At 64.3% G+C, this 13,572-nt stretch carries 9 protein-coding genes; 5 read left to right on the top strand and 4 right to left on the bottom strand.

Features of this window, described 5'->3' with window-relative positions:
* Window positions 1–3: 3 nt before the first annotated feature.
* Complete coding sequence (gene lexA, locus PC358_RS12945) at window positions 4–612, bottom strand: transcriptional repressor LexA (protein WP_033700412.1); 609 nt, start codon at window positions 610–612, stop codon at window positions 4–6.
* 217 nt (window positions 613–829) lie between these two features.
* Here lexA and PC358_RS12940 point away from each other — a divergent pair, with 217 nt between their 5' ends.
* From PC358_RS12940 to nagZ, 3 genes are read left to right on the top strand one after another with little or no spacing between them, the layout of a single operon-like run.
* A complete protein-coding gene (locus tag PC358_RS12940) occupies window positions 830–1,543 on the top strand; it encodes a TetR/AcrR family transcriptional regulator (protein WP_033700410.1) in 714 nt (237 codons plus the stop codon).
* A 40-nt stretch (window positions 1,544–1,583) separates the two neighbouring features.
* Entirely contained in the window at window positions 1,584–2,108 is a 525-nt protein-coding gene (locus PC358_RS12935; RefSeq protein ID WP_033700407.1) for a L,D-transpeptidase, read from the top strand.
* Window positions 2,109–2,130: 22 nt separating this feature from the next.
* A complete protein-coding gene (nagZ, locus tag PC358_RS12930; protein ID WP_177326498.1) occupies window positions 2,131–3,129 on the top strand; it encodes a beta-N-acetylhexosaminidase in 999 nt (332 codons plus the stop codon).
* A gap of 111 nt (window positions 3,130–3,240) precedes the next feature.
* Here nagZ and PC358_RS27170 read toward each other — a convergent pair whose 3' ends face one another.
* Genes PC358_RS27170 through mfd form a run of 3 tightly spaced genes read right to left on the bottom strand, consistent with a single transcriptional unit; the run spans window position 3,241 to window position 10,621 of the window.
* Window positions 3,241–6,588 carry a DEAD/DEAH box helicase gene (locus PC358_RS27170; protein WP_077068557.1) on the bottom strand — a complete coding sequence of 1,116 codons (3,348 nt, stop codon included), beginning with the start codon at window positions 6,586–6,588 and terminating at the stop codon, window positions 3,241–3,243.
* 1 nt (window position 6,589) lies between these two features.
* Window positions 6,590–7,162: a CsiV family protein gene (locus PC358_RS12920; protein ID WP_033700403.1), complete on the bottom strand. Its 573-nt coding sequence runs from the start codon at window positions 7,160–7,162 to the stop codon at window positions 6,590–6,592.
* Window positions 7,163–7,171: 9 nt separating this feature from the next.
* Window positions 7,172–10,621: a transcription-repair coupling factor gene (gene mfd / locus PC358_RS12915; protein ID WP_033700401.1), complete on the bottom strand. Its 3,450-nt coding sequence runs from the start codon at window positions 10,619–10,621 to the stop codon at window positions 7,172–7,174.
* A 167-nt stretch (window positions 10,622–10,788) separates the two neighbouring features.
* Here mfd and PC358_RS12910 point away from each other — a divergent pair, with 167 nt between their 5' ends.
* Both PC358_RS12910 and PC358_RS12905 read left to right on the top strand, forming a co-directional pair.
* The gene (locus tag PC358_RS12910; RefSeq protein ID WP_033700399.1) at window positions 10,789–12,252 is read left to right on the top strand and encodes a glyceraldehyde-3-phosphate dehydrogenase; all 1,464 of its coding nucleotides are present in this window, start codon (window positions 10,789–10,791) and stop codon (window positions 12,250–12,252) included.
* Window positions 12,253–12,449: 197 nt separating this feature from the next.
* Window positions 12,450–13,448, top strand: coding sequence for an FAD:protein FMN transferase (locus PC358_RS12905; protein ID WP_033700398.1), 999 nt, complete (start codon window positions 12,450–12,452; stop codon window positions 13,446–13,448).
* Window positions 13,449–13,572 lie beyond the last annotated feature (124 nt).

The raw sequence follows: 13,572 nt of genomic DNA, 5'->3' as shown, positions 1-13,572 counted from the left end.
GGATCAGCGGCGTATGACGCCGACGCTCAAGCCCTCGATCACCAGTTCCTGTTCTTTCAGGTCGACTTCGATGGGGGCGAATTCGGGGTTTTCGGCAAGCAGCCAGACCTTGGTGCCTTCTCGCTTGAAGCGCTTGACGGTCACCTCGTCACCGATGCGGGCGACGACGATCTGGCCATTGCGGGCTTCGCGGCAGGTGTGCACTGCCAGCAGGTCGCCGTCGAAGATGCCGACATCCTTCATGCTCATGCCGTGTACGCGAAGCAGATAGTCGGCGTGAGGGTGGAAGAAGCTCGGGTTGATGTTGCAAGATTGCTCGATGTGCTGCTCGGCGAGGATCGGTGCGCCGGCTGCGACCCGGCCAATGATCGGCAGGCCGTTCTCTTCGGCCTTGGTTTCAAGGCCCGGGATACGGATGCCGCGGGATGCGCCCGGGGTCATCTCGATGGCGCCTTTGCGGGCAAGGGCCTTGAGGTGCTCTTCGGCGGCGTTGGGCGATTTGAAGCCCAGCTCCTGAGCGATTTCAGCGCGCGTCGGAGGGAAACCGTTGTCTTCAAGGCAACGTTTGATGAACGCGAGAATTTCGGCTTGGCGTGGCGTCAGTTTCAACATGGTGAGCGCTCTGTCTTTTTATACAGTGACTGGGATTATATACAGTACTGGATGAGCTGCAAGCGCCAAGCAGCAACAAAAAGTGCCGCGCGGGCCAACTTGTCGCTTGCAGCGTGTAATGGGGCGCTTTTAAATGGCGACCGCCCGGTCACCGAGCCTTGACAGAAGCAGGGCTGAAACGTATGTTTCAAACACCTGTTTGTCTGGCGGAATAATCATGGCCCAATCGGAAACCGTTGAACGCATTCTCGATGCTGCCGAGCAGTTGTTCGCGGAAAGAGGGTTTGCAGAAACGTCGTTGCGGCTGATTACCAGCAAGGCCGGGGTGAACCTGGCAGCGGTCAACTATCACTTCGGTTCCAAGAAGGCCCTGATCCAGGCGGTGTTCTCGCGCTTCCTTGGGCCGTTCTGTGCCAGCCTCGAGCGTGAGCTGGAGCGTCGTCAGGCGCGCCCGGAGCAAAAGCCCAGCCTCGAAGAGCTGTTGGAAATGCTCGTCGAGCAGGCCCTGGCCGTGCAGCCGCGCAGCAATAACGACCTGTCCATCTTCATGCGCCTGTTGGGGCTGGCTTTCAGTCAGAGCCAGGGCCACTTGCGCCGCTACCTGGAAGACATGTACGGCAAGGTGTTCCGCCGCTACATGCTGCTGGTCAACGAGGCTGCACCACGGGTGCCGCCGCTGGAGCTGTTCTGGCGCGTGCATTTCATGCTCGGCGCCGCCGCGTTCAGCATGTCCGGCATCAAGGCCCTGCGTGCCATCGCCGAGACCGATTTCGGCATCAATACCTCGATCGAACAGGTCATGCGCCTGATGGTGCCATTCCTGGCTGCGGGCATGCGCGCCGACAGCGGGGTTACCGACGAAGCGATGGCAGCGGCCCAGCTGCGCCCACGCAGCAAGACCAGCACCAGCGCCACCACCGCCAAGGCCTGAAGGCTGGGCGGGGCAGGGCGCTTCGGCTAAGCTAGCGCCCATGCCCGATCTCGATTTTTTGCACATATCCCTTGCCGACCAGTGCCTCTATGGGTTCACCCAGGGGCGGCTGTGCGTGCGCATGGTGGTTTCTACGGCGCGCAACGGCGCTGGCGAGCGCAACGGTTCGGGCTGCACCCCGCGCGGGCTGCATCAGGTGCGGGCAAAAATTGGCGCGGGCCTGCCGCTGAACGCAGTGTTGCGCGGGCGGCGTTGGACCGGCGAAGTCTGGTCGCCCGAGCTGCAGGCGCAGTTCCCCGGGCGTGACTGGGTGCTCACCCGCATACTTTGGCTCAGTGGCTGCGAGCCGGGCGTCAACCGCCTGGGTGCGGTCGACACGTTCCGGCGCTATATCTACCTGCATGGCACCCCGCTGAGCGAACCTTTGGGCGTGCCGCTGTCCCATGGCTGCATTCGCCTGCACAACACCGATTTGCTTGCCCTGTTCGACCGGGTGCCGGCCCATTGCCGCGTGCGCATCGAACAGGCGGCTTGCCCCCAGTGGGCTTCTTTAAGTCTTCAATGAAGGATTTCCCATGACCGTCAGCCTGCAAGGCTCCCTGATGGTGGACATCGCCGGTAAATGGCTGACCGCCGAAGACCGTCACCTGCTGCGCCAGCCTGAAGTGGCCGGCTTGATCATTTTTGCCCGCAACATCGACAGCCCGCGCCAGGTGCGCGAACTGTGTGCGTCGATCCGCGCGATTCGCCCTGAGTTGATCCTGGCGGTCGACCAGGAGGGTGGTCGGGTACAGCGGCTGCGCCAAGGTTTCGTGCGCCTGCCGGCCATGCGTGCGCTGGCCGACAACGACAACGCCGAGTACCTGGCGGAACAATGCGGCTGGTTGATGGCCACCGAGGTGTTGGCTGTAGGCCTGGACCTGAGCTTTGCGCCGGTGCTGGACCTGGATCACCAGCGCAGCGCCGTGGTCGGCAGCCGCGCCTTCGAAGGTAACCCGCAGCGTGCCACGCAGTTGGCGGCGGCCTTTATCCGTGGCATGAACGCTGCGGGCATGGCGGCCTGTGGCAAGCATTTCCCGGGGCATGGTTGGGCCGAGGCCGATTCCCATGTGGCCATCCCCACTGACGAGCGCAGCCTTGAGCAGTTGCGCCAGGCGGACCTGGTGCCGTTCACCCGGCTCAGCGGGCAACTGGCGGCGGTAATGCCGGCGCACGTGATCTATCCGCAGGTCGACAACCAGCCGGCGGGCTTCTCGCGGCGTTGGTTGCAGGACATCCTGCGGGGCGAGTTGGGCTTTGACGGGGTGATCTTCAGTGACGACCTGTCCATGGCCGGTGCGCACGTGGTCGGGGATGCCGCCAACCGGATCGAGGCGGCCTTGAGCGCCGGTTGCGACATGGGCCTGGTGTGCAATGACCGGGCGGCGGCGGAGCTGGCATTGAGTGCGGCGCAGCGGCTCAAGGTCAAGCCTTCGCCGCGCATTGCGCGGATGCAGGGGCAGGGCTTTGCGCGTACCGATTATCGCCAGCAGCCGCGTTGGCTGGAGGCGTTGGGGGCCTTGAAAGAGGCGCAGTTGATCGACTGAGTTTGGCCAAGAGGCGCATGTCTTGAGGCTTGAGGTGTATTGGAGATCGAGCGCCGCCCGCGCGGCGCTCGATTCTGAAGGCGCCGTAAACCCCAAGCGGACGCCGTAAGCTCAGCGCCCGCGCTTGCCAGGCAGCGGCGCGAACAGCGCTTCGATCTCCTCATCCCCCAGCCGCCACTGCCCTGCCTGCCCACCATCGAGCAGGCTCGCGGCCAGTGCCGCCTTCTCCTGTTGCAACAACTGGATTTTCTCTTCCACGGTGCCGCGGGTGATCAGTTTGAATACGAACACCGGCTTGTCCTGGCCAATGCGGTAAGCGCGGTCGGTGGCCTGGTTCTCGCTTGCCGGGTTCCACCAAGGGTCGAAGTGGATCACCGTGTCTGCAGCCGTCAGGTTCAGCCCGGTGCCACCTGCCTTGAGGCTGATCAGAAACACCTCGCTGTCCCCCTGCTGGAATGCCTGCACCGGTGTGCGGCGGTCACGGGTGTCGCCGGTCAGCAGGCTGTAACGGACTTTGCGCTTCTGCAGTTCCTGCTCGATCAGTGCCAGCATCGAGGTGAACTGGGAGAACAACAATACCCGGCGGCCTTCACTGAGCAGCTCTTCGAGCATTTCCAGAAGCGCCCCGAGCTTGCCCTTGTCGGCCTGGTTGCCCTTGGTTTCAACGCCCTTCACCAGGCGCAGGTCGCAGCACACCTGGCGCAATTTGAGCAGGGCGTCGAGGATGATGATCTGGCTACGCGAGGCGCCATTGCGGGCGATCTCGTCGCGGACCTTCTTGTCCATGGCTACGCGCACGGCTTCGTAGGTGTCGCGCTGGGCATCGCTGAGCTCGACCCAGTGGACCATTTCGGTCTTGGCAGGCAGCTCGGTGGCTACCTGCTCCTTGGTTCGGCGCAGCAGGAACGGGCGGATGCGGCTGGCCAGGTGGGCCAGGCGCTCGGTATCGCCATGGCGTTCGATCGGGGTCCGGTAGGCCTGGTTGAAGTGCTTGAGGCCGCCCAGCCAGCCAGGCATCAGGAAGTGGAAGATCGACCACAACTCGCCGAGGTTGTTTTCCATGGGCGTGCCGGTCAGGCACAGGCGTTGTTCGGCCTGCAATTCGCAGACGGCGAGGGCCGCCTTGCTGGTGCTGCTTTTGATGTTTTGCGCCTCGTCGAGCACCAGCAGGTGCCAAGGCTGCGCGCGCAGGTGTTCGAGGTCGCGGGGTACCAGGGCGTAGGTGGTCAGGACCAGGTCGTAGTCGTGCAGCGCGGCAAAATGCTTGCTGCGCCCCGGGCCGTGTAACGCCAGCACGCGCAGGTCGGGGGCGAAGCGTTGGGCTTCGTCGAGCCAGTTCGGTACCAGGCTGGTCGGCATCACAGCCAGGGCCGGGGCGGTCAGGCGCCCGGACTGTTTTTCCAGCAGCAGGTGCGCCAGGGCCTGCAGGGTCTTGCCCAGGCCCATGTCATCGCCGAGGATGCCGCCGGTACCCATTTCGCGCAGGGCCTGCAACCAGTTCAGGCCTTGTTGCTGATAGGGGCGCAGGGTGGCGTTCAGCTGCGTGGGCGGCGCGACCTGCAGGTCGCGCGCATCGCGCAGGCGCTTGCCCAAATCGCGCACATGCGCACCACCTTCCCAGTGCAACGGCAGGTGATCGAGTTCGTTCAGGCGCGCGGCATCTGCACGGTCCAGGCGCAGCGAGGGGCCTGCGGCGTGTTCATGCAGGTACAGTTCGCCAAGGGTGCCCATGACGGCCTTGATGCGGCCGTAGGGCAGGGCGACGCGCAACGCAGGGCTGTCGAGGCGGCCGCGGTTGAGGTCGATCAGCAGGTGTTCGTCATCGCTGCGCCGGGCCAGTTCGGTGGCGCGCAGCAGCTCCGGGTTGCTGCGCAGCAACTGCAGCACGATCGGCAGCAGGCTGTGGCGCTGGCCATCGACCACGATGCCCAGCTCCAGGTCGAACCATTCATGGCCGGGGGCTTCGTCGATGTTGGCGTACCAGTCGTCCACCTCTTGCAGGTTGAAGGCAAAATCACGGTGGATATCGATCACCCAGCCGTCTTCACGCAGGCGTGCCAAGTCGTTGCGGGCAAAGTGCAGCCAGGCCTCGTCATCCGGCAACTGGTGCATCTCACCGGCGCTGTCGGGCAGGGCTTTGCTCTGCCGGGTGGCGGCCTTGAAGCCCAGGTCGCGCAAGGCTTTGCGCAGTGCCTGCTCGGCTTTGGGCTGGCGGCGAATGCGCTGGCTGGTGGCGTCGACCAGGCGGGTCAGTGGCTTGTCGTCGTTGCCACTGGTGCGCAGGCCATCGTAGTCGAACGACAGCGCGGCGCGGTGCTGCATCTGGCGCTGCATGCGGCCGGTCTTGGGCATGTAGGCGCTGAATTCGAGGCTGCCCAAGGTCAGGTGAGGGCGCGGCTGGATGTCATCGATCTGTTCGCTGCGCACGGTTGTGGGGGTCGGCACCTGCCGGTTCAGCGCATTCAAGCGATGGCTCAACGGAATGATCAGGTGCTCGGGAACCGTGGGTGCACTCGCCAACTGACTGGCAATGAACGGGTCAAGGTCATGCAGCAGCTTGCCGGTCTGCCCGTTCTGGGTGTCCACGTAATAGAGTGGGTCGAGCGGCAGTGCCAACCGGTGGGCATGTTCATCATGGTGCCAGGCGCCGCGATAGCTACCGTTGTCCAGTCGCACCCAGCGAAATTCGGCAGGCAGGTCCGGGCCTTGGGCCAGTGGAGCCTGTTGTTCGTCGTACAGCAAGCGGCCGGTGGCCAGCGCATACTCATAGAGTTCGGCGCCCTTTTTGCCTTCCAGTCGCGCAATCGGCAGGCTGTAATCCTTGCCGAGGGCATCGATCAGCCGGAGTGCGCGCAAGTCCTCATCGGTCACGTATTTGGGCGTGTAGTAGATGAGCTCGGGCATCGAACTGGGGCGGCCCAGCTTCAAGGTGCCATCGGCCTGCCGGGTGCCTTTGAAAACGCTGAGCATGCATTGGCCATGGTTGTTGCTCACCACGTAGTAGAGTGCGGGGCCTTTTCGCTTGGCAGGCTCCGCAGTGGGTGCTGCTGGTAGTTCCAGCGCCTCCACCCAGTGCGCGAGTTCGGGGGGCAGTTCAAGGGATTGCTGCGCTGACTGCGTGGCAGCAAGGGGCTGGTCTGGCGCGCCTTCGATAAAGTCCGGGCCACGTTCCAGCACATAGAGCGCCGCCGCGCAGTGTTTGCAATTGTCACCGACCGGGCACGAGCACGTTCCCTCGCATTCAAGGCCGTCCTCGGTCATGTCCAGTTCGATGCGTTGGTGGTATTCGCGGCCGCCGGAACCCGCACATTGAGCGCGGATGGTCAGGTCGAGGATCGATACGATCTTGCTCCTGCCATCCTCGGCATAATCCAGGCCGCGCTGCAGGGTTTTGCGGTCAAACGTGAACGTCCACCCGTCATGCTCGCGGACGAAGAACTGCGCATCGCTCTCGCTCACATCACTGCTCCATCATCTCCGGGTCAAGCGCCGGCAGTTTGCGCATCCCGGCCGGGGTCACCTTCAGCAGCACCGCCAGGTGCCCGCCGTCGAGGAAGGTCAGCTGGCCGGCCTTGACGTTGCTGTTGCTCTGCTTGAATTGCTCGCTGCGCAGCACGCTACCGTTGCTGTCGAGCTGGTTGACCCAGAAGTTGGCCTGCACGGCAATGAAGCGGCCTTCGGCGATGCTCAGGTTGCCTTCGATGGGGAAGTGGCCGAACTGCTCTTCACCCTCGCTCAGGGCGATGCGGCTGGGCTCGCTGCCGGCCTGCTGCTGCCAGGCCTTGTGCATGAGCACGGTGTAGTCGGCGGTGGCCTGCAGGCGGGTGACCTCGTCCTCCAGGCCCAGCGGGCGCTCGGCCGCCTTGTCCAGGGGGTTGCCGTCGGCGCGCCAGTTTTCGGGCGCGAACGGGCTGGTGAAGGCGGGCACGCTGTTTTGCCGCACCAGGATCATTTCTACCTGATACACCCCTTCGGCGAAGGCTGTTGGCGCGAACAGCGCCAGCAGCAGGGTCAGGCAACGGATGGCACGCATGGATCTTCCTTAGGCAGGCTGTGGGGTCAGGCGCTCGAACAGCGCCTCAAGGGTGTTGAAACGTTCGTCGGGGCGCTCCATCGGGACCAGGAAGCGGAACTGGGTGGCGCCTTCGAATTTGTAGCGTTTGGGCTGGCCCTGGATCAGCTTGATCAAGGTCAGCGGGTCGACCGGTGTTTCGGCCTCGAACTCGAGTTTGCCGCCGTTGGGGCCGGCATCGACTTTCTTGATGCCGAGCTTTTCCGCCTGCAGTTTGAGTGAGGTCAGGCGCATCAGGTTCTTGGTCGGCTCGGGCAGCAGGCCGAAGCGGTCGATCATCTCGACCTGCAGGTCCTTGAGGCCCTCTTCGTCGGCCGCCGAGGCGATGCGCTTGTAGAGGATCAGCCGTGCATGCACATCGGGCAGGTAGTCTTCGGGGATCAGCGCTGGCAGGCGCAGGTTGATCTCTGGGCCGCCACCGAGCGGTTGCTCCAGGTTCGGCTGGTTGCCCTTGCGGATCGCCTTGACGGCGCGTTCGAGCATTTCCATGTAGAGGGTGAAGCCCACGGCCTGGATCTGCCCGCTCTGGCCTTCGCCAAGCAGTTCGCCGGCGCCGCGGATTTCCAGGTCGTTGGTGGCCAGAACAAAACCGGCCCCCAGGTCCTGGGTATTGGCGATGGCTTCCAGGCGTTTCTCGGCGTCGCTGCTGACCTTCTGCCGTGCCGGGGTCAGCAGGTAGGCGTAGGCCTGGTGGTGGCTGCGCCCGACCCGGCCGCGCAACTGGTGCAGCTGGGCCAGGCCGAACTTGTCGGCACGCTCGATGACGATGGTGTTGGCGCTGGGCACGTCGATGCCGGTCTCGATGATGGTCGAGGCGATCAGCACGTTGAAGCGCTTGTGGTAGAAGTCGCTCATCACCTGTTCCAGCTCGCGCTCGCGCATCTGCCCGTGGCCGATGCCGATGCGTGCTTCCGGCACCAGTTCGGCGAGGTCTGCGGCGCATTTTTCGATGGTTTTCACATCGTTGTGCAGGTAATACACCTGGCCGCCGCGCAGCAGTTCACGCAGCAGTGCTTCTTTGACCGTGCTGTTGTTGTGCTCCATGACGAAGGTGCGCACCGACAGGCGTCGCGCCGGCGGCGTGGCGATAATCGACAGATCGCGCATGCCGGCCACGGCCATGTTCAGGGTGCGTGGAATCGGCGTGGCGGTCAGGGTGAGGATGTCCACCTCGCTGCGCAGCGCCTTGAGCTGTTCCTTCTGGCGTACGCCAAAGCGGTGCTCTTCGTCGATCACCACCAGGCCCAGGTCCTTGAAGCGGACATCGTCCTGCAGCAGCTTGTGGGTGCCGATGAGGATGTCGATCTTGCCCTCGGCAAGGTCTGCCGCAGCGCTGGCCACTTCCTTGGCCGACTTGAAGCGGCTCATCACTTCGACGGTTACCGGCCAGTCGGCGAAGCGGTCGCGGAAGCTGTTGTAGTGCTGTTGGGCGAGCAGGGTAGTAGGCACCAGTACCGCCACCTGGCGGCCGCTGTGCACGGCGATGAAGGCCGCACGCATGGCCACTTCGGTCTTGCCGAAGCCCACGTCGCCACACACCAGGCGGTCCATCGGCTTGGCCGCGAGCATGTCGGCGCGCACGGCTTCGATGGCGTTTTGCTGGTCGGGGGTTTCCTCGAAGGGGAAGCCGGCACTGAAGGTGGCGTAGTCGGCGGCCGGGTCGGCGAAGGCATAGCCTTTGCGGGCGGCGCGGCGGGCGTAGATGTCGAGCAGTTCGGCAGCGACATCGCGCACCTGTTCGGCGGCCTTGCGCTTGGCCTTCTGCCAGGCCTCGGAGCCGAGCCGGTGCAGCGGCGCCAAGGCGTCGTCGCTGCCGGTGTAACGGGCAATCAGGTGCAGGTTGGCCACCGGCACGTAAAGCTTGGCGTTCTCGGCGTATTCCAGGGTGAGGAACTCAGCGGCTTGGCCGTCGATCTCCAGGGTCGCCAGGCCCAGGTAGCGGCCCACGCCATGGTCGATGTGCACCACCGGCGCGCCTTCGCGCAGCTCGGTGAGGTTCTTGATCACGGCATCGTTGGCGGCTTCGCCACGTTTGTCGCGGCGCCGGCGCTGCATCACGCGCTGGCCGAACAACGGGCTCTCGGCCACCAGGGCGATGGCCGGGTCGTCCAGCACCAGGCCCTCGTCAAGCGGCGCGACGGTGATCGCCAGGCGCTCGGAGCCGGTGATGAAGTCGGTCCAGCCTTCGACGGTGTGTGGGCGTAGCTTGAGGCGCTCGAGCAGTTCCAGCAGTACTTCGCGACGGCCCGCCGATTCTGCGGTGAACAGTACCCGCCCGGGGAACTGGTCGAGGAACCCGGCCAGCGCGGCCAGCGGCTGATTGGCCTTGGCCTCGATGGCAAGGTCCGGCAGGGCGCGTGCCGGGAAGCGCTCACGGCCGACGCCAGGGTCGACGTCTTCGGCGCTGACCACCACCCGCGGCCATTGCTTGAGCTGGGCGAAACAGTCTTCGACCGGCAGGAACAGTTCGGCAGGCGGCAGCAATGGCCGGCTCAGGTCGCCACGGCGGTCTTCGTAGCGCCCGCGCACGTCGTTCCAGAAGTGCTCGGCCGCCTGCTCGACACCGGGCAGGGAAAACACCTGGGTATCGCTGGGCAGGTAGTCGAACAGGGTCGAGGTTTCTTCGAAGAACAGCGGCAAGTAGTACTCGATGCCGGCCGGGATGATGCCGCTGGCCAGGTCCTGGAAGATCGCGCTGCGCCGGAAGTCGACGTCGAAGCGCTCCCGGAAGCGGGCCTTGAAGCGGGTCACTTCCTCTTTCTGCATCGGGAACTCGCGCGCCGGCAGCAGGCGCACCGAGTCGACCTTGTCGATCGAGCGCTGGGTCTCGGGGTCGAAGGTGCGCAGCGTTTCGATCTCGTCATCGAACAGGTCGATGCGGTAGGGCAATTTGCTGCCCATGGGGTACAGGTCGATGAGGGCGCCGCGCACGGCGAACTCGCCATGCTCGTACACCGTGTCGACGCAGCGGTAGCCGCTGGCTTCGAGGCGCGTGCGCATCTGCTCGACGTCGATGGTCTGGCCGATGTCCAGCACCAGGCTGCTGCCCAGCAGGAAGCGGGTCGGCGCGAGGCGATGCAGGGCGGTGGTGATCGGCACCACCAGGATGCCGTGGCTCAGCTCCGGCAGCCGGTACAGGCTGGCAATACGCTGGGAGATGATGTCCTGGTGTGGCGAGAACAGGTCGTAGGGCAGGGTTTCCCAATCGGGGAAGGGCAGCACCGGCAGGTCTGGGGCAAAGAAGCGCAGCTCCTGTTCCAGACGGTCGGCGGCCTGGCTGTCTGCCGTCAGCAGCAGGGTAAAGCGGCCAGCGCTGCTGGCGGCTTCGGCAATGGCAAGGCTGAGGGCGGCACCGGGCAGGTTGCCCCAGGTTTGTTTGCCGGCCGTGGCCGACAGTTGCGGTAGGCGCAGAACTGACACGGGAGATTGCACTCCAAGCGTTGCGGCAAAGAGACCGATTGTACCGGTGCCGGTGCCCGCTGTCAGGCTCCAAAGGCCATGAACACTGGCTCTGGCTGCCGCGACAGGCGCTCATTGCCCGTTCCGCGTTGGGGCGTCATAATGTAGCCCCTTTTTTCTGTCCCTACATGTGGAAGGTTCCCGTGACTCAGAAGCCCGACCAGTGTCTTGGTGAGTGGATTGATCGTGAAGCGTTGGCTGAAGCGATGATCCCGCTTATCGGTCAGCTCTACCGCAACAACAACGTGGTGAGCTCGATTTATGGCCGCAGCCTGATCAACCGTTCGGTTATCTCGATCCTCAAAGCACACCGCTTTGCGCGTCATCGTCAGGCCGACGAGACCGAACTGTCTGTCCACGAGACGTTCCCCCTGCTCAAGGCCATGAGCGAGCTGAAACTGGGCGCCGCTTCGGTCGACCTGGGCAAGCTGGCCAACAAGTTCAAGCTAGAAGGCAACGGCCGCAGCGCCGAGCAGTTCGTGCGTGAAGAACTGGCCGACGTGGTTGGCCAGCAGAACGCTTCGGCGCGTAAAGGCACCGACGTCGTGCTGTACGGTTTCGGCCGTATCGGCCGCCTGCTGGCGCGCATCCTGATCGAGAAGACCGGTGGTGGCGACGGCCTGCGTCTGCGTGCCATCGTCGTGCGCAAAGGCGCCGAGAACGACCTGGTCAAGCGTGCCAGCCTGCTGCGCCGTGACTCGGTGCACGGCCCGTTCGATGGCACCATCACCATCGACGAAGCCAACAACACCATCACCGCCAACGGCAACCTGATCCAGGTTATCTACGCCAAGAGCCCGAGCGAAGTCGACTACACCCAGTACGGTATCGACAACGCGCTGATCGTCGACAACACCGGCGTATGGCGTGATGCCGACGGCCTGGGCCAGCACCTGGCCTGCCCGGGCGCTGCCCGCGTGATCCTCACCGCACCTGGCAAGGGCGCGCTGAAGAACATCGTGCACGGCATCAACCACGGCGAAATCGCTGCTGATGACAAGATCATCTCGGCCGCCTCCTGCACCACCAACGCCATCGTGCCGGTGCTGAAGGCTGTCAACGACCAGTACGGCATCATCAATGGTCACGTCGAAACCGTTCACTCGTTCACCAACGACCAGAACCTGATCGACAACTTCCACAAGGGCAGCCGCCGTGGCCGCGCCGCGCCGCTGAACATGGTCATCACCGAGACCGGTGCCGCCACTGCTGCCGCCAAGGCGCTGCCAGTGCTCAAAGGCAAGCTGACCGGCAACGCCATTCGCGTGCCGACGCCGAACGTCTCGATGGCCATCCTGAACCTGAACCTGGAAAAGGCCACCACCCGCGAAGAGATCAACGAGTACCTGCGCCAGACGGCCATGCACTCGGACCTGCACAAGCAGATCGACTACGTCAGCTCGCAGGAAGTGGTTTCCACCGACTTCGTCGGTTCGCGCCACGCCGGTGTGGTTGATGCCGAAGCCACCATCTGCAACGACAACCGCGTTGTGCTGTACGTCTGGTACGACAACGAATTCGGTTACAGCTGCCAGGTGGTTCGCGTGATGGAAGACATGGCCGGTGTGAACCCGCCAGCGTTTCCGCGCTGATTCGCTTGTAAGGCAATGAAAAAACGGGAACCTTCGGGTTCCCGTTTTTTTGTCCTGACTATTGTGTTGTCCGGGCTGCCTCTTCGCGGGGCAAGCCCGCTCCTACAGGATGAGTGACATCCTCAAGGTTGAGGGTTTTTCTGTGGGAGCGGGCTTGCCCCGCGAAGAGGCCGGCCCGGATAGTCGAGTAAGCGAATGTGCGTACAGTTCTTCTCCTGGCATTGATGCTCCTCACCGCCTGCAACCAAGGCCCGACCCTGGAGCGCCTGGGCGGCCCTACCATGGGCAGCAGCTACAGCATCCAGTACGTGCGCGAGCCCGCAGGCCCGCCCCCGGCCCAGGTGCAGGCGGCAGTCGAGGCAATCCTGCAGGAGATCGACCTGCACTACTCGACCTATCGCAGCGATTCCACCGTCAGCCAGTTCAACCAGCTTGCGGCCAACCAGTGCCTGGCGCTGCCGCGCGACATGCTCGACCTGGTCCGTTTCGGCCAGCACCTGGCTGTGCAAAGTGCCGGCGCCTTCGACCTCACTGTCGAGCCCTTGCTCGACCTCTGGGGCTTCGGCCCCCAGGCCCGTCACGAACAGGTGCCCGACCCGCAGGCCCTGGCCCAGGTGCGCCTTCGCGTGGGCTACCAGCACCTGCGCATCGAAGGCCAGGCGCTGTGCAAGGACGCCCCCGTCGAGCTGGATTTCAACAGCATCGCCGCCGGCCACGCCGTCGACCTGATCGCCGAGCGCCTGCGCGCCATGGGTATTACCAGCTTCATCGCCGAAGCCACTGGCGAGCTCAAGGCCGTTGGCCGCAAGCCTGATGGCAGCGCCTGGCGCATCGCCCTGGAGCTGCCCCGTGAAGACCGCCAGATCGCCCGCCAGGTCATCCCGGTGGATGGCCTTTCGGTATCGACCTCGGGTGACTATCGCCATTATTTCGAGGAGAATGGCCGGCGCTATTCGCACACCTTCGATGCCCGCCTCGGGCGCCCGGTCGCGCACGACCTGGCCGCCGTCACCGTGCTCGATGCCTCGGCGCTGCAGGCCGATGGCTACTCGACCCTGCTGCTGATCCTCGGGCCGGAGCGCGGCTGGGATTTCGCCATCAGCCATGACCTTGCCGCTGTGCTGGTGACTCGGGCCGAGGGTGGCTTCGTCTCCCGAACCACCCCTGCGTTCGAGCGGGCAATGAAAGGCGAGTGAAAGCGCAAGGATGGATGATCGCCAGGGAATCGGTGAACCACATGTAGTGCAGGCAAAATTGGCCTACGACGCGACCAAGGGTTAATGTGCGCGGCGTTCACGCTTGATTAGACTGCAACCGAAT

The sequence above is a fragment of the Pseudomonas capeferrum genome (assembly GCF_000731675.1).
Classification (GTDB): Bacteria; Pseudomonadota; Gammaproteobacteria; order Pseudomonadales; family Pseudomonadaceae; genus Aquipseudomonas; species Aquipseudomonas capeferrum.
The sequence above is the reverse complement of the archived record's forward strand: the minus strand, read 5'-3'. Positions and strand labels throughout refer to the sequence as shown.

Coding starts and splice junctions, on each gene's coding strand:
- PC358_RS12940 (WP_033700410.1), top strand. CDS start 830: ATGGCCCAATCGGAAACCGTTGAACGCATTCTCGATGCTGCCGAGCAG.
- PC358_RS12935 (WP_033700407.1), top strand. CDS start 1,584: ATGCCCGATCTCGATTTTTTGCACATATCCCTTGCCGACCAGTGCCTC.
- lexA (WP_033700412.1), bottom strand. CDS start 612: ATGTTGAAACTGACGCCACGCCAAGCCGAAATTCTCGCGTTCATCAAA.
- PC358_RS12910 (WP_033700399.1), top strand. CDS start 10,789: ATGTGGAAGGTTCCCGTGACTCAGAAGCCCGACCAGTGTCTTGGTGAG.
- PC358_RS12920 (WP_033700403.1), bottom strand. CDS start 7,162: ATGCGTGCCATCCGTTGCCTGACCCTGCTGCTGGCGCTGTTCGCGCCA.